This is a genomic window from Saccharothrix violaceirubra (genome assembly GCF_014203755.1).
GTDB classification, from domain to species: domain Bacteria; phylum Actinomycetota; class Actinomycetes; order Mycobacteriales; family Pseudonocardiaceae; genus Actinosynnema; species Actinosynnema violaceirubrum.
Genome location: NZ_JACHJS010000001.1, coordinates 3,601,649 through 3,621,839, shown reverse-complemented (window position 1 = coordinate 3,621,839; position 20,191 = coordinate 3,601,649). Strand labels below are relative to the sequence as shown.

Annotated in this window: 3 protein-coding genes and 1 pseudogene; all 4 read left to right on the top strand. The window is 75.4% G+C overall.

Going from position 1 to position 20,191, the window contains the following annotated elements:
* Positions 1–23: 23 nt before the first annotated feature.
* Positions 24–4,850, top strand: a complete 4,827-nt coding sequence (locus tag F4559_RS35140) for a type I polyketide synthase (protein WP_184669913.1) — start codon at positions 24–26, stop codon at positions 4,848–4,850.
* 74 nt (positions 4,851–4,924) lie between these two features.
* Positions 4,925–13,258 (top strand): SDR family NAD(P)-dependent oxidoreductase, encoded by an 8,334-nt coding sequence (locus tag F4559_RS35135; RefSeq protein WP_376774715.1) that lies wholly within the window; start codon positions 4,925–4,927, stop codon positions 13,256–13,258.
* Positions 13,251–19,328, top strand: a pseudogene (locus tag F4559_RS17085) (SDR family NAD(P)-dependent oxidoreductase); the annotation flags it as partial. The gene F4559_RS35135 and the pseudogene F4559_RS17085, both read left to right, overlap by 8 nt.
* A gap of 32 nt (positions 19,329–19,360) precedes the next feature.
* On the top strand, positions 19,361–20,152 hold the full coding sequence (locus F4559_RS17080) for an SDR family NAD(P)-dependent oxidoreductase (RefSeq protein ID WP_312865691.1): 792 nt from the start codon (positions 19,361–19,363) through the stop codon (positions 20,150–20,152).
* Positions 20,153–20,191 lie beyond the last annotated feature (39 nt).

The window sequence follows — 20,191 nt, the reverse complement described above, 5'->3', positions numbered from 1 at the left end:
AGCCGACCAAGAGGGGGCTTTCCGTGAGCGACGAGCAGAAGTTGCGCGACTACCTGACCAGGGTCACGGCCGCGCTCAAGCAGACCAGGCAGCGTCTCGACGAGGTGACGGCCGCCGCGAGCGAGCCGATCGCGATCGTCGGCACGGCCTGCCGGCTGCCCGGCGGCGTCGACTCGCCGGAGGCGCTGTGGCGCCTGGTCGTCGAGGAACGCGACGCGACCGGCCCGCTGCCCACCGACCGGGGCTGGGACCCGGACCTGTACGACCCGGACCCGGCGCGCAGCGGCAAGTCCTACGCGCGCCGGGGCGGCTTCCTCTACGACGCGGGCGACTTCGACGCGGACTTCTTCGGCATCCCGCCGCGCGAGGCGCTGGCCGCCGACCCGCAGCAGCGGCTGCTGCTGGAGACCACGTGGGAGGCGTTCGAGCGGGCGGGCATCGACCCGGGCACGCTGCGCGGGTCCGACGCGGGCGTGTTCGTCGGCGTGATAGCCCAGGAGTACGGGCCGAGCCTGCACCACAAGCCCGCCCCGGACACCGACGGCTACGTGCTGACCGGCACGACCACGAGCGTCGCGTCCGGCCGGATCGCCTACACCTTCGGGCTGGAGGGACCGGCGGTCACCGTGGACACGGCGTGCTCGTCGTCGCTGGTCGCGGTGCACCTGGCGATCCAGGCGCTGCGCTCGGGCGAGACCTCGCTCGCGGTGGCTGGCGGCGCGACCGTGCTCGGCGGCCCCGGCATCCTGGTCGAGTTCTCCCGGCAGCGCGGCCTGGCACCCGACGGCCGGTGCAAGCCGTTCGCCGCCGCCGCCGACGGCACCGCGTGGGCCGAGGGCGTGGGCGTGCTCGTGCTGGAACGGCTGTCCGACGCGCGCGCCAAGGGCCACCCGGTGCTGGCCGTGCTGCGCGGTTCGGCGGTCAACCAGGACGGCCGCAGCACCCAGCTCACCGCGCCCAACGGTCCGGCCCAGCAGCGGGTCATCCGCGCGGCGCTGGCGTCCGCCGGGCTGGCACCGTCCGATGTGGACCTGGTCGAGGCGCACGGCACCGGTACGCGGCTGGGCGACCCGATCGAGGCCCAGGCGCTGATCGCCACCTACGGGGCGGGCCGGACCGAGCCGCTGTGGCTGGGGTCGCTGAAGTCCAACGTCGGGCACACCCAGGCGGCGGCCGGTGTCGTCGGGATCGTCAAGCTCGTCGAGGCGCTGCGGCACGGCGTGCTGCCCCGGACCCTGCACGTGGACGAACCCACGCCGCACGTGGACTGGGCGGACAGCGGCGTGCGGCTGCTGTCGCGGGCCCGGCCGTGGCCGGAGACCGGGCGTCCGCGCCGGGCCGCCGTGTCGTCGTTCGGGGTGAGCGGGACGAACGCGCACGTGGTGGTCGAGCAGGGCGAACCGGCTTCGGTCGCGGCCGAGGGTGTCGTGCCGCCGGTCGTGCCGCTGGTGCTGTCGGGCGCCACCGAGGCCGGGTTGCGGGCGCAGGCGGCCCGCGTGCTGTCGCTCGTCGAGGGCGGGGCGCCGCTCGAGGACCTGGGGTTCTCGTTGGCGACCTCCCGGGCGGCGTTGGCGCACCGTGCGGTAGTGGTCGGCGTGGACCGGGCGGAACTGGTCGACGGGCTGCGGTCGGTCGTGCCCGGTCGTGCCGGGGGATCGGTGGCGTTCCTGTTCACGGGACAGGGTGCGCAGCGGGTCGGCATGGGGCAGGAGTTGCGGGCGGCCTACCCGGTGTTCGCGGCGGCGTTCGACGCGGTCGTGGCGGAGCTGGACCGCGAACTGGATGTCCCGGTCGCCGACGTGGTGGCCGGGCACGCGGGATCGTTGGACGACACCGCTTACACGCAGGCCGCGCTGTTCGCCTTCGAGGTGGCGTTGTTCCGGTTGTTCGAGTCGTGGGGCGTGCGGCCGGACTTCGTCGCCGGGCACTCGATCGGCGAGTTGGCCGCCGCGCACGTGGCGGGCGTGTGGTCGCTCGCGGACGCGGCCCGGATCGTCGCGGCCCGCGGCCGGTTGATGGGCGCGTTGCCCCGGGACGGGGCGATGGTCGCCGTGGAGGCGACCGAGGAGCGCGTCCGCGCGGCCCTGGTCGGAGTGTCCACTGTGGACATCGCGGCGGTGAACGGGCCGACCTCGGTCGTGCTGTCCGGTGCCGAGGACGCGGTACTCGACGTCGTGGCCGCTCTCGGCGACGTGCGCACGAAACGGCTCGCGGTGTCGCACGCGTTCCACTCGCCGCTGATCGAGCCCATGCTCGCCGAGTTCCGTGCGGTCGTGGAGACGGCGGCGTTCCACCGGCCGAAGATCACCGTGGTCTCGACCCTGACCGGGTCGGTGGCCGACCTGACCGACCCCGGCTACTGGGTGCGGCACGCCCGCGAGGCCGTGCGGTTCGCCGACGCGGTCACCACGCTGCGCGAGCACGGTGCCACCACGCTGATCGAGATCGGGCCGGACGCCGTGCTGACCGCGTTGGCCCGGGCGACCTCGGACGACGTGGACGCGGTCGCCTCGGTGCGACGCGACCGGCCGGAGGCGAAGTCGGTCGTGGCCGCGCTGGGCGCCGCGCACGTCGCCGGTGCCGCGGTCGACTGGCCGGCGGTGTTCCCCGGTGCGCGCCGGATCGACCTGCCCACGTACCCGTTCCAGCGCAGCCGGTACTGGCTCGACGCGAGTGTGGCGGCGGGCGACGGGCGGTTCTGGGAACTGGTCCGTGAAGGTGACGTCGCCGGACTGGCCGCCGCGTTGGGCGACGACCGGCTGCACGAACCCGTGTCCGCCGTGCTGCCCGCGTTGTCCCGGTGGCACACCGGTCGGTCGGGCGGCGAGCGGGTGGACGCGTGGCGGCACCGCGTGGTGTGGCGGCCGACCGGCGAGCCCGCCGGGCGGCTGTCGGGGACGTGGTTGCTCGTCGCGCCGCCCGGACACCAGTGGGCGCCTGCCGCCGAACGGGCCTTGTCCGCGCGAGGGGCCGACGTGCGGCTGGTGACCGACGTGGCGGATGTCGCGCGGGCGTTGGCGGGAGCGGGTTTCCAGGCCGGGCAGGCGTCGTGCGCGCTTGAGCCGGACGTGCGTGTGGTGGCAGGTGGGGGAACGTCGGCGGTGTCCGGCGGGTCGGACGTCGCTCTGCCGGGTGTCCTCGACGAGGCGCTTTCCTTGGGGCGTGCGGACGTGTGCACCGCCACCATGTCGTCCCCGACGCCGCGTCCCGGTGTCGAGCGCATCGCCGGGGTGGTGTCGTTGCTCGCGTTGACCAAGGGCGACCACCCCGACCACCCGGGCGTGCCGGCCGCGCACCCGGCCACCCTCGGACTTCTGCGGGCCTTGGACGGAGTGGACGCGCCGTTGTGGCTCGTGACCCGGGGCGCGGTCGCCGTCGAGCCCGGTGCCGACGCCGATCCGGACCACGCCCTGCTGTGGGGGCTCGGGCTGATCGCCGCCGTCGAGCACCCCGACCGCTGGGGCGGCCTGGTCGACCTCGCGCCCGACGCCGACGAAGCCGCGTGGGACCGGTTCGCGGGCGTGCTCACGGGCACCGAGACCGAGGTGGCCGTCCGGCCGTCCGGCGTGCTGGCCCGGCGGATCGTCCGGGCACCGGTCGAACCCGCCGCCCGCACGTGGCGTCCGCGCGGCACCACGCTGATCACCGGCGGCACGGGCGCGCTCGGCGCACGGGTCGCCACCTGGCTGGCCGAACGCGGCGCGCCCCGCCTGCTCCTGGTCGGTCGGCGTGGTCCGGACGCGCCGGGTGCCGCGGACCTGGCCGACCGGCTGACCGCGCTGGGCACCGAGGTGGAGATCGTCGCCGCCGACGTGAGCGATCGGACCGCCCTCGCCGCCGTGCTCGCCACCATTCCGGCCGACCACCCGCTCGACGCGGTCGTGCACACGGCCGCCGTGCTGGACGACGCCCTGCTCGGCGAACTCACCCCGAGCCGGGTCGCGACCGCGCTCGCGGTCAAGGTCGGCGGCGCGCGGGCGCTCGACGAGCTGACCCGCGACCGGGACCTGTCCGCGTTCGTGCTGTTCTCGTCGCTGGCCGGCGTGCGCGGCACGGCCGGGCAGGGCAACTACGCGCCCGGCAACGCCTACCTGGACGCGCTCGCCGCCCGGCGGCGCGCGTCCGGCCTGCCCGGCACGTCGGTGGCCTGGGGCCAGTGGGCGGGCGACGGCATCGTCGGCGACGGCGCGGCCAGGGTGCTGGCGCGGCACGGGATCACCGGGCTGCCGCCCGCGTCCGCCGTGGCCTCGCTCGGGCCGATCCTCGACGCGGACGAGACCGCCCTGGTCGTGGCCGACGTGGACTGGGCGACGCTGGCCGGACCCGTTCCGCTCGTGTCGGAACTGGTCGGCGAGGCGCCGGCCGACGAGGTCCTGTCGCTGGACGGGCTGGACGCGGCGGAGCGGTCGGCCCGGCTGGTCGCCCTGGTGCGCGAGCAGGTCGCGGCCGTGCAGGGCCGGGCGGTGGCGGCGGTCGACGCCGCGCGCAGCTTCCACGACCAGGGCTTCGACTCGCTGTCCGCGCTGGAACTGCGCACCCGGATCGGCGCGCTGACCGGGCTGCGGCTGGCGTCGACCGTGGTGTTCGACCACCCGACCCCGCTCGCGCTCGCCGCCCACCTGGACGCCGGGCTCGCCCCCGCGGCCGGCACCTCGGTGGACGCCGCCATCGACGCGCTCATCGCCGCGGCCACCGGCGCGGACCCCACCACCAGGGCGGACGCCGCGATCCGGCTGCGCGAGGTGATCGCGGGCTGGGCCCCGCCGGCACCGGCCCCGGCCGGCGACCTGGCCGACGCCGACGACGACGAACTGGCCGCCTTCATCAGCGCCACGCTGGGCATCTCCTGACACACCGGTCGAGAAACGAAAGGCACGACAACGCAATGAGCAGCGACGACCGGATCAGGCAACTCCTGCTGAAGGTGACCGCCGAGCTGACCGACACCCGCGAGCGGCTCGACGCCGTCCGGCACGAGCCGATCGCGATCATCGGCACGGCCTGCCGGTTCCCCGGCGGCGTGTCGTCGCCGGAGGACCTGTGGCGGCTGGTCGCCGCCGGCGGCGACGCGGTCGGACCGTTCCCCGCCGACCGGGGCTGGGACCTGGACGCCCTGTACGATGCGGACCCCGACCGGCCGGGCACCTCCTACACCCGGCACGGCGCGTTCCTCGACGACATCGCCGGGTTCGACGCCGGGTTCTTCGGCATCTCGCCGCGCGAGGCCCTGGCCACCGACCCGCAGCACCGCCTGCTGCTGGAGACGACCTGGGAAGCGCTGGAACGGGCGGGCATCGACCCGCATTCGGTGCGGGGCAAGGACGTCGGCGTCTTCGCGGGCGTGAACGGCCAGGACTACGCGGCACGCCTGCCCGCCACCCCGGCGTCGGTCGACGGGTACCTCGCGGTCGGCACGGCGGCCAGCGTGGCGTCCGGCCGGATCTCCTACACGTTCGGTTTCTCGGGTCCGGCGGTCACGATCGACACGGCGTGCTCGTCGTCGCTGGTCGCCCTGCACCTGGCGGCGAAGTCGCTGCGGTCGGGCGAGTCGTCGCTGGCCGTGGTCGGCGGCGTGACGGTCATGGCGTCGCCGTCGTCGTTCGTCGAGTTCTCCCGCCAGCGCGGCCTGTCCGGCGACGGGCGGTGCCGGGCGTTCTCGGACGAGGCCGACGGCACGGGCTGGGGCGAGGGCGTCGGCGTGCTGCTGCTGGAACGGTTGTCGGACGCTCGGGCGAACGGGCACCGCGTGTTGGCCGTCGTGCGCGGCAGCGCGGTCAACCAGGACGGCGCGTCCAACGGCCTGACCGCGCCGAACGGACCGGCGCAGGAGAGCGTGATCCGCGCGGCCCTGGCCGACGCCCGCCTCGACCCGTCCGACGTGGACGTCGTCGAGGCCCACGGCACGGGCACCCGCCTGGGCGACCCGATCGAGGCCAACGCCCTGATCACCGCCTACGGCCGGGGTCGGGCGGCGGACCGGCCGCTGTGGCTGGGGTCGGTGAAGTCCAACATCGGGCACACGCAGGCGGCGGCCGGTGCGGCGGGCATCATCAAGATCGTCGAGGCGCTGCGCCACGGCGTGCTGCCCCGGACCCTGCACGTCGACCGGCCGACGACCCACGTCGACTGGTCGGACGGGGTGCTTCGCCTGCTGGAGCACGAACTCCCGTGGCCGGGCGGGGAGACCCCGCGTCGGGCGGGGGTGTCGGCGTTCGGGGTCAGCGGCACGAACGCCCACGTGATCATCGAGGAGGCGCCGGCCGAGGAGGCGGTGCCGGGCCGCGTGCCCGGGGTGGAGCCGGCGGTCGGGGCGCAACGGCCTGTGGGTGTGCCGGTGGAGCGTTCCCCCGAAGCCGTGGCGGCCGGTACGGAACGGCCGTCGATCGGCGAGCGGTTCCCGGATCGGGCGGCCGAGGCGGCGGACGTGCCGGACGGCGTGCCCGTCGTGCCCTGGGTGCTGTCGGGGTACTCGCCCGAAGCCGTGGTCGCCCAGGCGGAACGGCTGTCGGGCGTGGTCGGCGATCCGGCCGACGTCGGGTGGTCGTTGGCGACCCGGCGCGCGACGTTGGGCGAACGCGCCGTCGTGCTCGGTGTCGACCGGGCCGCGCTGGACGACGGGTTGCGGGCGTTGGCGTCCGGCGCGGCGTCCGCGTCGGTCGTGCGCGGCGTGGCCGGCGGGTCGGTGGCGTTCCTGTTCACCGGCCAGGGTGCGCAGCGGGTCGGGATGGGGCGCGGGCTGTACGCGGCCTACCCGGTGTTCGCCGGCGCGTTCGACGCGGCCGTGGCGGAACTGGACCGCGAGTCGGGCGTCTCCGTCGCGGACGTGGTGTTCGGGACGGGCGACGGGTCGCTCGACGACACCCTCTACACGCAGGCCGGGGTGTTCGCGGTCGAGGTCGCGCTGTTCCGGCTGTTCGAGTCGTGGGGTGTGCGGCCGGACTTCGTGACCGGGCACTCGATCGGCGAGCTGGCCGCCGCCCACGTGGCCGGGGTCTGGTCGCTCGCCGACGCGGCGAGGATCGTCGCGGCGCGCGGCCGGCTCATGCGTGCACTGCCGACCGGCGGGGCGATGGCGGCCCTGGCGGCTCCCGAGGCCGAGGTGCGCGACCTGCTCGCCGGACTGTCCGATGTGGACATCGCGGCGGTCAACGGCCCGAACGCGGTCGTCGTGTCGGGCGCCGAGGAGTCGGTGCTCGCGGTCGCCGCGCACGTGGCCGGGTCGGGGCGCCGGACCAAGCGGCTCACGGTGTCGCACGCGTTCCACTCGCCGCTGGTCGAGCCCGTGCTCGCGGAGTTCCGCGCCGTGGTCGCCGGCGTACGGGCCTCGGCTCCGACCATCCCGGTGGTGTCCGCGGTGACCGGGCGGCCGGTGTCCGCCGAGTTGGCCGACCCGGACTACTGGGTGCGGCACGCCCGGCACGCGGTCCGGTTCGCCGACGCCGTCACGCACCTCGTGGCGGCCGGGGTGGACACGTTCGTCGAGATCGGGCCGGACGCCGTGCTCACCGCCCTGGCCGCCGACAGCGCGCCGGACGCCGTGCTGGTGCCCGCGCTGCGCAAGGACCGGCCCGAGAGCCTGGCCGTCGTGACCGCGTTGGCCACCGCGCACGTGCGCGGGCGTCCGGTGGACTGGACGGCGGTGTTCCCCGGCGCCCGTGCGGTCGACCTGCCCACCTATGCGTTCCAGCGCGAGCGGTTCTGGCTCGACGTCGAACGCGCACCCGCCGACGCCGCCGGGTTCGGACTCGTCGACGCCGACCACCCGCTGCTGGGTGCCACCGTCGCCCTGGCCGAGGACGGCGGGCTGGTGCTGACCGGACGGCTGTCCCGGCACACGCACCCGTGGCTCGCGGACCACGTGGTCGGGTCGACCGTGCTGCTGCCGGGGACGGCGTTCGTGGAACTCGCGGTGCGCGCGGGCGACGAGGTCGGCGCGGACGTGCTGGAGGACCTGGTCGTGGAGGCCCCGCTGGTGCTGGGGGACCGGGCCGTGCGGGTGCAGGTCGCGGTCGGCCCGCCCGACGGGACCGGGCGGTCGGTGTCCGTGCACTCGCGGGCCGAGGACGAGGACGGGTGGACGCGGCACGCGAGCGGCCGACTCGGGTCCTCGTCCGCGACAGGCCCCGACCGGCTCGACGTGTGGCCGCCCGCCGCCGTACCCGTCGACGTCGACTCCCTCTACCCCGTGTTGGCCGACGCCGGACTCGCCTACGGTCCCGCTTTCCAGGGCGTTCAGGCGCTGTGGAAGGACGGGAACACCCTCTACGCCGAAGTGTCCACAGAGGACACCCAAGGTTTCGCCGTCCACCCCGCGCTGCTCGACGCCGCACTGCACCCGGCCGCCTACGACACCCTCGCCACCACCCCGTCCGGCCGCAACCGGCTGCCGTTCGCGTGGCGCGGAGTCCGCGTGCACGCCACCGGGGCGACCTCGTTGCGCGTGCGGCTGACCGTGACCGGGGACGACGAGCTGTCCCTGCTGGCCGCCGACGCGCAGGGCGAGCCGGTCGTCACCGTGGACAGCCTGCGCTCCCGCCTGGTGGAGGTCGGCGCCGCCGGACCCCGGGACGCGCTGTTCACCGTGGACTGGGTGCCGTCCGGTCCGGCCGAGGCCGGTACCGACCGGGTCGTCCTGCTCGACGCGCCGGAACCGACCGGCGACCCGGTCGCCGACGCGCACACCGCGACCGCCGCCGTGCTGGCCGGACTGCGCGCGCACCTTGCGAGCGACGACGAGCGGACGTTGGTCGTCCGCGTTCGTGACGGTCTCGCGTACGCGCCGGTCGTCGGCCTGGTCCGGGCCGCGCAGACCGAGCGGCCCGGCCGGGTCGTGCTGCTGGACACCGACTCCGGCCTCGTGCCGGCTTTGGGCGACGAACCGCAGCTCAGGGTCCGCGACGGGCAGGTGTCCGTGCCCCGACTGGTCCGGGCCGCCCCGCGCGCGCCCGGCCGGGCCTGGGACCCCGACGGCACGGTGGTGATCACCGGCGGTCTCGGCGCGCTCGGCGCCGAGTTCGCCCACCACGTCGTCACCCGGCACGGCGCGCGGAACCTGCTCCTGCTCGGCCGGCGGGGTGCCGCCACGCCGGGGGTCGACGCCCTGGTGACGACGCTGACCGCGCTCGGGGCGCGGGTCGAGGTCGCCGCCGTCGACGTCGCCGACCGGGCCGTGCTCGCCGCCGTGCTCGCCGGCCGCACGCTCACCGCCGTCCTGCACACGGCGGGCGTGGTGGACGACGGGGTGATCGACTCGCTCACGCCCGAACGCGCCGCCGCCGTGCTGCGGCCCAAGGTGAACGCCGCCTGGCACCTGCACGAGCTGACCCTGGACCAGGACCTGGCCGCGTTCGTGCTGTTCTCGTCGGTGGCCGGCGTGCTCGGCAGCGGCGGGCAGGGCGCGTACGCGGCGGCCAACACGTTCCTCGACGCCCTGGCCGCGCACCGGGTCGCCCTCGGCCTGCCCGCGCGGTCCCTGGCGTGGGGCATGTGGGAGCGGGCGAGCGGGATCAGCGGCCACCTCACGGCCGCCGACCACGCGCGCAACGCCCGCGCCGGCATCCGCCGGATCGACACCGCCGGCGGTCTCGCCCTGTTCGACCTCGCCCTGCGCGTCGACGACCCGCTCGTGGTCCCGGCGCCGCTCGACCTCGCCGCCGTGCGGCGGGCGGGCACCGTGCCATCGCTGCTGCGCGGGCTGGTGCGACCGGCAAGGCGGGTCGCGACGGCCGGGCAGCCGGCGGGCCGGTTCGCCGGACTCGACCGGGAGGGCCGGTCCGCCGGGCTGCTGGAACTGGTGCGGGCCGAGGTGGCGGCGGTGCTGGGCACGACGCCGGCCGCGATCGGCCCGGCCAGGGCGTTCCGCGACCTCGGGCTGGACTCGCTGACCTCGGTCGAGCTGCGCAACCGGCTCGACGCGGCCACGGGCCTGCGCCTGCCCGCGACGCTGGCCTTCGACCACCCGACGCCGGCCGCCCTGGTCGAGCACCTGCTGGCCGAACTGTTCCCGACGGCCGAGACCACGCCGGACGTCGTCGCACCGGTCGCCCGGGTCGACGAGCCGATCGCGATCGTCGGCATGGCGTGCCGGCTGCCCGGCGGCGTCGACTCGCCCGACGCCCTGTGGGAGCTGGTGCGCGACGGCCGGGACGCGGTCACCCCGTTCCCGGACAACCGGGGCTGGGACCTCGACGGCCTGTACGACCCGGACCCCGACCACGCGGGCACGTCCTACACGCGGCACGGCGGGTTCCTGCACGACGCCGACGGGTTCGACGCCGAGTTCTTCGGGATCTCCCCGCGCGAGGCCCTGGCCACCGACCCGCAGCAGCGGCTGCTGCTGGAGACCGCGTGGGAGGCCGTCGAAGGCGCGGGCATCGACCCGACGACGTTGCGCGGCTCCCGCACCGGCGTGTTCGCGGGCGTGATGTACCACGACTACGCGCCCCGCGTCGGCGAGGCACCCGCCCAGTTGGAGGGGTTCGTCGCCAACGGGTCGGCGGGCAGTGTCGCGTCCGGCCGGGTCGCCTACACGTTCGGGTTCGAGGGACCGGCGGTCACGGTCGACACGGCGTGCTCGTCGTCGCTGGTCGCACTGCACCTCGCGGTCCAGTCGCTGCGCACGGGCGAGAGCGACCTGGCGTTGGCGGGCGGCGTCGCGATCATGTCGACCCCGGCCGTGTTCGTCGAGTTCTCCCGGCAGCGCGGGCTCGCGGCGGACGGCCGGTGCAAGGCGTACGCGGGTGCCGCCGACGGCACGGGCTGGGCCGAGGGCGTCGGCCTGCTGCTGGTCGAGCGCCTGTCCGACGCCCGCCGCAACGGCCACCGGGTGCTCGGGATCGTGCGCGGCACGGCGGTCAACCAGGACGGCGCGTCCAACGGGCTGACCGCGCCCAACGGTCCCGCGCAGCAGCGCGTGATCCGCCAGGCCCTGGCCAACGCCGGTCTTCGACCGTCCGAAGTGGACCTCGTCGAGGGGCACGGCACGGGCACCACGCTGGGCGACCCGATCGAGGCGCAGGCGCTGCTGGCGACCTACGGCCGCGACCGGACCGGCGTGCCGCTCTACCTGGGGTCGTTGAAGTCCAACATCGGGCACACCCAGGCGGCGGCGGGCGCGGCCGGGATCATCAAGGTGGTCCAGGCGCTGCGCCACGACCTGCTGCCCCGGACGCTGCACGTGGACGAACCCACCCCGCACGTCGACTGGTCGTCCGGCGGCGTGGAGCTGCTCACCGAGGCACGCCCGTGGCCGGAGACCGGACGTCCGCGCCGGGCCGGCGTGTCGTCGTTCGGCGTCAGCGGCACCAACGCGCACGTGATCGTCGAGCAGGGCGACCCCGAACCGGCGCCCGCTCCCGCCGACCCGGCCCTGCCCTGGGTGCTGTCCGCGCGGACGCCGGACGCCCTGGCCGCGTGGGGCGAGCGCCTGACCGGGCTCGACGGATCCGCCGCGGCGGCCCTGCCGGGGCGCACGGCGTTCGCCGAACGGGCCGTCGTGCTCGGCGACCACGCCGCCGGGCTGGCCGCGCTGACGGCCGGCCGGTCCGCGCCGAACCTGGTCACCGGCACCGCCGGCACGCCGGGGCGGACCGTGTTCGTCTTCCCCGGCCAGGGGTCGCAGTGGGCGGGCATGGGCGTGGAACTGCTGGACACCGCGCCCGCGTTCGCCGCCCGGTTCGCCGAGTGCGCCGCCGCGCTGCACCCGCTCGTGGACTGGTCACCGCAGGACGTCCTGCGCGGGGCGTCGGGTGCGCCCGGCCTCGACCGGGTGGACGTGGTGCAGCCCGTGCTGTGGGCGGTGCTCGTGTCGTTGGCCGCGTTGTGGGAGGCGCACGGCGTTTCGCCGGACGCCGTGGTCGGGCACAGCCAGGGCGAGATCGCCGCGGCCACGGTCGCGGGCGCACTGTCGCTTGTGGACGGTGCGCGGGTCGTCGTGTTGCGCAGCAGGGCGATCACCGCCCTGTCCGGCCGCGGCGGCATGGCGTCGCTGGCCCTGCCGGTCGACGTGGTGACCGAGCGGATCGCACCCTACGCGGACCGGGTCTCGGTGGCCGCCGTCAACGGCCCGGCCGCGGTCGTCGTCGCCGGCGAGCCCGACGCGCTGGCCGCGATCGTGGCCGGCGCGACCGAGGACGGGCACCGCGCCCGGACGATCGCGGTCGACTACGCGTCGCACTCCGCGCACGTCGAGCCGATCCGCGACGAGATCCTCGCCGCGTTGGCCGGGATCGAGCCCCGCGAGTCCGCCGTGCCGCTGTTCTCCACGGTCACCGCGGACTGGATCGACACCACCGGCCTGGACGCCGAGTACTGGTACACCAACCTGCGGCGCACCGTGCGCTTGGCGGAGGCCGTGCGCGGTCTCGCGGACCAGGGGCACGACGTGTTCGTGGAGATCAGCCCGCACCCCGTGCTCACCGCGAGCGTCCAGGACACCCTGGAGGCGGCGGGCGTGGACCGGCCGGTCGTGGCCGGGTCGCTGCGCCGTGAGGAGGGCGGCCTCGACCGGTTCCGCGCGTCGGTGGCCGAGTTGTGGGTGCGCGGGGTGCCCGTCGACTGGACGGCCGTGACGGGCGGGGAAGAGGCCGCCTCGGGACCGGTCGACCGGGAACCGGTCACCGGCGGACGGATCGTCGGGGTCCGTCCCGGGCTGCCGACGTACCCGTTCCAGCGGTCCCGGTACTGGCTGGAACAGGCCGCCGGCGACGGCCGCGCGCGGGCGGACCTGCCCACCGCCGATCCCGAGGCCGGCACCCGGCTGGTGCGCTCGTTGGCCGGACTGGACCCGGACGAGCGGGCCGCCGCCGTGCTCGACCTGGTGCGCGGCGAGACCGCGACCGTGCTCGGGCACGGCGACCCGTCGGCCGTGGACGACACCCGGCCGCTGCGGGAACTGGGCCTGGACTCGCTCACCGCCGTCGACCTGCGCAACCGGCTGGGCGCGGCGACCGGGCTCGACCTGCCCGCGACCCTGGTGTTCGACCACCCGACCCCGGCCGACCTCGCCGCGTTCCTGGTGTCGGAGCTGGGCGGTGGCGACGTCGACCGGTTCCCGAACGCGGATGCGTCGGTCGACTACCTGGAGGCGGTCTTCGCCGCCGGCGACCACCCGGACCTCGCGGCCCGGCTGCGGGCCCTTCTCGACCGGCTCGGCACACCCGCCGGCGGCGACGGCCTCGACTTCGGCGCCGCGTCCGACGACGAACTGTTCGCGTTCATGGACAACAACTTCGAGGAGCCCGCCGGCCATGGCGAATGACGAGAAGCTCCGCGAGTACCTCAAGCGGGCGCTCGCCGAGTCCGAACGTGCCCGGCAGCGGGTCCGCGACCTGGAGTCGAGCCGGCACGAGCCGATCGCGATCACGGCCGCGTCCTGCCGGCTGCCCGGCGGTGTCCGCTCGCCCGAGCAGCTCTGGGAGCTGGTCGCGAACGGGGTCGACGCGATCACCGACTTCCCGGCCGACCGGGGCTGGGACCTCGACGGCGTCTACGACCCGGACCCCGATGCCGTGGGCACGTCGACCACCCGCCAGGGCGGCTTCGTCGACGGGGTGACCGACTTCGACGCGGAGTTCTTCGGCATCTCCCCGCGCGAGGCGCTGGCCACCGACCCGCAGCACCGGCTGCTGCTGGAGACCGCGTGGGAGGTGCTGGAACGCGCGGGCATCGACCCGGCCACGCTGCGCGGCACCCGCACGGCCGTGTTCGCGGGCATCGCGGGCGAGGACTACACGCCGCGCGCCGCGACTCCGGCCGAGGTCGAGGGTTACCTGGGCACCAACACGCTGCGCAGCGTGGCGTCCGGGCGCATCGCCTACACGTTCGGGTTCGAGGGACCGGCGGTCACGGTCGACACGGCGTGCTCGTCGTCGCTGGTCGCGCTGCACCTGGCCGTCCAGTCGCTGCGGTCGGGCGAGTCGGATCTGGCCCTGGTCGGCGCCGCGTCGGTGATGACCACGCCGTTCGGGTTCGTGGAGTTCTCGCGGCAGCGCGGCCTGTCGGCGGACGGGCGGTGCAAGGCGTTCTCGGCGGACGCCGACGGCACCGGCTGGGCGGAAGGCGTCGGCTGGCTGCTCGTGGAACGGCTGTCCGACGCCGAACGCGCCGGCCGCGAGGTGCTGGCCGTGGTGCGCGGGACCGCGATCAACCAGGACGGCGCGTCCAACGGGCTCACCGCACCCAACGGCGCCGCCCAGCAGCGCGTGATCAAGGCCGCCCTCGCCGCCGCCCGCCTGACCCCGGCCGAGATCGACGTGGTGGAGGCGCACGGCACGGGCACCGCGCTCGGCGACCCGATCGAGGCACGGGCCATCATCGCCGCCTACGGCCGGGACCGTGCCGAGGACCGGCCGCTGTGGCTGGGGTCGCTGAAGTCCAACATCGGCCACACCCAGGCGGCGGCAGGTGTGTCCGGCCTGGTCAAGCTGATCGGGGCGGTGAAGCACGGCGTCCTGCCCAAGACCCTGCACGTGGCCGAGCCGACGCCGCACGTGGACTGGTCGGCCGGGACCGTGCGGCTGCTGACCGAGTCCCGCCCCTGGCCCGAGACCGGGCACCCCCGGCGGGCGGGCATCTCGGCGTTCGGGGTGAGCGGCACCAACGCGCACGTGATCGTGGAGCAGGCACCCGCACGACCGACCGCCGAACCCGGGGCGTCGCCGGTCGACGAGGCCGGAGCCGGTGGGACAACGGGTTCCGCAGCCGGGTCGTCACTTCCCGGTGGTGCCGAGCGCCCGTCGGACTCCGTGCCCGTGCCGGTTCCGGTGGTGCTGTCCGCCCGTTCCGCAACGGGACTGGCGGCCCAGGCGGACTCGTTGCTGCGGCACGTCGAACGGCACCCGGACGTCCGGCTCGTCGACCTTGCCTTCTCGGCGGCCACCACCCGGGCCGCGTTGCCCGGACGAGCGGTCGTGGTCGCGGCAGACCGGGACACGCTGGTCACCGGACTGGAGGCGTTGGCGCGGGGCGAACAATCCGCCGACCTCGTCACCGGCACGTCCGGCGGCGGGCTCGCGGTGCTGTTCACCGGCCAGGGCGCACAGCGGTTCGGGATGGGCCGCGAGCTGTACGCCGCCTACCCCGTGTTCGCCGCCGCCCTCGACGCCGTCGTGTCCGAAGTGGACAAACAGGGCGACGGGAGTCGCTCGCTGCGGGACGTCCTGTTCGCCGAGGCCGACACGGGCGCGTTGGACGACACCGGCCACACGCAGCCCGCGCTGTTCGCCCTGGAGGTCGCCCTCTACCGGCTGTTCGAGTCGTGGGGCGTGCGGCCGGACTTCGTGACCGGGCACTCGGTCGGCGAGATCGCCGCCGCGCACGTCGCGGGCGTGCTGTCGCTGCCGGACGCCGCCGCGCTCGTCGCCGCCCGCGCCCGGCTGATGGCCGCGCTGCCCCGGGGCGGCGCCATGATCGCCGTCGAGGCGCGCGAGGACGAGGTCCTGCCGCTGCTCGCCGGACGCGGGCACGAGGTCGGCCTGGCCGCCGTCAACGGGCCGACGTCCGTCGTGCTGTCGGGCACCGCCGACGCGGTCGAGGAGATCGCGGCCCGGTTCGCCGACCGGCGGACCCGACGCTTGACCGTGTCGCACGCGTTCCACTCGCCGTTGATCGAGCCGATGCTGGACCCGTTCCGCGCGGTCGCCGAGGGGCTGGCCTACCACCCGCCGACGATCCCGGTCGTGTCCAACCTGACCGGCGCCGTCGCCGACCCGGCCGTGATCGCCACCGCCGACTACTGGGTGCGGCACGTGCGCGGCGCGGTCCGGTTCGCCGACGGCGTGGCGCACCTGAACGACGCGGGCGTGCGCACGTTCCTGGAACTCGGCCCCGACGGGGTGCTCACCGCCCTGGTCCGCACCACGCTCGCCGACGAGCGGGTCCAGGCCCGGCCCGCGCTGCGCCGGGACCGACCGGAAGCCGCCACCGCCTTGGCCGCGCTGGGACTGGCCCACGTCCAGGGCACCCGCGTGGACTGGTCGGCCGTGTTCGCCGACCACGACCCGCGGCGCGTCACCCTGCCGACGTACGCGTTCCGTCGTGACCGCTACTGGGTCGGCGACATCGTCCGCCCGGCCGGGACCGGCACGGTCGGGCACCCGCTGCTCGACGACGTCACGCACCTGGCGGACGGCGGCGTCGTGTTCTCCGGCACCCTCTCGACGAGTTCCCACCCGTGGCTGGTCGACCACGCCGTGCGCGGCACGGTCATCCTGCCCGGCACGGCACTGCTCGACCTGGCCGTCCACGCGGGCGACGAGGTGGGCACGGGCGTCGTGGACGAACTCGTCGTGGCCGCACCCCTGGTCGTCCCGAACCGCGGCGCGGTGCGCGTGCAGGTCTCGGTGGCCGAACCCGACGAGACCGGGCGCCGCGCGTTCGGCGTGCACTCCCGCGTGGGCGGGGCCGAGTGGACCACCCACGCCACCGGCACCCTGACCGACGACACCCCGACCGACGACACCCTGACCGACGACACACCGCAGGCACCGGCCGGGTTCGCCTGGCCACCCGCCGCCGAGCCCGTCGACACCGCCGGGCTGTACGCGGAACTCGCCGACGCGGGCCTGTACTACGGGCCGGTGTTCCAGGGCGTGCGCGCCGCGTGGCGTGCCGATGACGTCTTCTACGCCGAACTCGACCTGCCCGACACCGCCGGTGTCGACGGCTTCGGCCTGCACCCGGCGTTGTTCGACGCGGCGTTGCACGTGCCCGCCCACCACGACCTGGCGACCAACCCTCCGGGCACGAACCGGCTCCCGTTCGCCTACCGGGGTGTGCGGCTGCACGCCACCGGGGCACGGTCGTTGCGCGTGCGCCTGACCCTGACCGCCGCCGACGAACTGGCGCTGCACGCCGTCGACCCGTCCGGCGCCCCGGTCGTCTCCGTCGACGCCCTGCGGTCCCGACTGATCACCGAGGACCGCCTCGCCGCCGCACGGTCGACCGACCAGGACGCCCTGTTCGAATTGACCTGGACCGACGCGGGCGAGGCCGGTCCTGTGCCGGACCACGACGTGCTGGAGGTGACGCACGCCGGGAACGCCGAGCTGCCACGGGAGATCCGGGCCACCCTGCACGAGGTCGCCGACCGGGTCCGCGCGTACTTCGCCGACTCCGACCGCGTGCTCGCGGTCGTCACGCGCACCGCCGTCGCCGCCCTGCCGGGCGACCTGCCCGACGGCGTCACCGCCCCGCTGACCGGTCTGCTGCGCGCGGCGCAGGCCGAACGCCCCGACCGGATCGTGCTGGTCGACCTCGGCGCCGACGACGTGTTCGACCCGAAGGTGCTGGGCCTGGGCGAACCGCAGGTCGCCGTGCGCGGCGACCGCGTGCTCGTACCCAGGCTGACCCGCGTGACCGCGCCCGGGACCGGCGGCCGGTCCTGGAACCCCGACGGCACCGCGTTGATCACCGGCGGTTTCGGCGTCCTCGGCGCCATCGCGGCCCGACACGTGGTGCGGGCGCACGGCATCCGCCGACTGGTGCTGATCGGCCGACGCGGCGCGGACACGCCGGGGGCCGACACCCTGCTGGCGGAACTGGCCGAGGCCGGTGTCGAGGTCACGGCCGTGGCGGGAGACGTGGGGGACAGGGACTTCCTCGCGGACGTCCTCGCCGCGATCCCGGCCGAGCACCCGTTGACGGCCGTGGTGCACACGGCGGGCGTCGTCGCCGACGGCACGCTCGACACCTTCACGTCCGACCAGGTCGACACGGTGTTCGCGCCCAAGGTCGACGCCGCGTGGCACCTGCACCGCCTCACCCGCGACCTGGACCTGGCCGCGTTCGTGCTCTACTCGTCCGTGGCCGCGATCCTGGGCGGACCCGGCCAGGGCGTCTACGCGGCGGCCAACACGTTCCTCGACGCACTGGCCGTGCACCGGGCGAGCGTCGGCCTGGCGGCGACTTCGTTGTCCTGGGGCCAATGGGCCACGCCCAGTGGCATCACCGGTCACCTCACCCGCACCGACCTGGCCCGCTCCGCGCGTGCCGGACTGCGGCTGGTCGACGACGAGCAGGGCACCGCACTGCTCGACGCCGCCCTGAGCCTGGACCGCCCGACCCTGGTCCCGGCACCGCTGGACCTCGCCGCCGTCCGCACGAGACCCGTCGTGCCCGCCGTGCTGCGCGGTCTGGTCCGCCCCGCCCGCCGGGTCGCGAGCGCCGACGCACCGGGCCTGCGCGCCCGACTCGCCGGTCTCGACGCGGAAAGCCGCCACGAGGTGCTGGTAGACCTCGTCCGCACGGAGGCGGCGGCCGTCCTGGGTACGACCACCGACGCGCTGGAGCCCGACCGCCCGTTCGTGGACCTGGGCCTCGACTCGCTCACGTCGGTGGAACTGCGCAACCGCCTCGACACCGCGACCGGCCTGCGCCTGCCCGCGACCGCCACCTTCGACCACCCGGACGCCGGCGCCCTGGCCGCACACCTGGACGCCGCCCTCGGCGACCTGGCCGACACGACCCCCGCACCGACCCCGGGAACCGGCCAGGGCCCGCTGTCCACGCTCTACCGCGCCTTGGCCGGCGGCGGCCGGTACCCGGCCGCCGCCGAGATCATCGGCGTCGCCTCACACCTGCGCACGTCGTTCACGGCGGCACAAACCCCCGACCACGTCCTCCCTCCGATCGAACTGGCCACCGGTCCGGGCCGGGTCAAACTCGTCCTGTTCCCGGCCGTGAGCGCCATCTCGGGCCCGCACGAGTACGCCAGGTTCGGCCACAGCATGGCCGGCGAACGCGACGTGCTCGTGGTCCCGTCACCCGGCTACCGGGACACGGACTCCCTTCCGGACAGCGAGGACACCTACGTCCGGATGCACGCCGAGACCGTGAAGGCCTGGGTGGGCGACGAACCGTTCGTGATCGTCGGCCGCTCCATGGGCGGCTGCATCGCCAACGCGGTCGCCGCCGCGCTGGAAGCGGACGGCGTCGTGCCGCTGGGTCAAGTCCTGATCGATTCCTACCTCATCGAAAGCCCGAAGTTGCCCGGATTCCGGGACTGGTGGCTCAAGGCGATGCTGGACGGGATGCTGGACCGCATCGAGCGCTACCGGATGGTGTGGAGCGACACCAGTCTCACCGCCATGGGCGGCTACGGCCGCATCCTGGCGGACTGGGCCCCGGCGCCGATCGGCGGTCGCACCCTGCTCCTGCGGGCGGGCGAGCCGCTGCGCGGCACGATCACCGACGGCCCGCACGACTGGCGCCCGACGTGGCCGTTCCCGCACGAGGTGGCCGACGTCCCCGGCGACCACTTCACGGTCCTGGAGGACCACGCGGAGACCACCGTGCGAGCCGTCCGGGACTGGCTCGCCACGTTCGACTGACGGAAACACGAGAGAGGACCGGAAGAACCCCAGTGTCCACAGCAGAAGAGCCGACCCGGGTGGTGGTCGTGACCGGCGCCGGCTCCGGCATCGGCCGCGCCACCCTCGACCTCTACCTTGATCGCGGCTGGCAGACGGTCGCCGTCGACATCGACCCGACGGGCCTGGCCGACCTGGCCGACCACCCGAACGTGGCCACCGTGATCGGCGACGTGGCAAGCGAACGCACCAACACCGAGGCGGCGAAAGCGGCCCTGGACCGGTTCGGCCGTCTCGACGCCGCGGTCCTGAACGCCGGCTACGGTGGCGGCGGCCCGTTGGAAGCCCCCGGCGCCCTGGACCGCCTGGCCGAGGTGCTGAGCGTCAACGTGATCGGCGCCGCGGCCGGCATCAGGGCAACGGCACCCGCACTACGCGCCTCGGGCGGCGGCGCGATCGTGGTGACGTCGTCCGTATCGGGCCTGCGAGGCGACCCGTCCACCTGGGCCTACAACGCGGCGAAGGCGGCACAGATCAACCTGGTCCGAGCCGCCGCCATCGACTACGCGGCGGAGAACATCAGGATCAACGCCATCGCCCCCGGCGGCACCGTGACCGCGATGACCAGGGCACAGGTGGAACACCCGACCTTCGGCGCCACGATAGCCCGCCGCATCCCCCTGGGCCGCTGGTCGCAACCCGGGGAACAGGCCGAGGCGATCCACTTCCTCACCTCACCCGCGGCGTCCTACATCACCGGAACAGTGCTCTCGGTGGACGGCGGCCTGTCCGCGAACGGCGGCATCCTCCTCCCACCCGCCGGTCCCGGCGAGCCCCCGGGCTGAGCACGACGACCTGCCCGGCGGCGGGCGACGCTCGAAAGC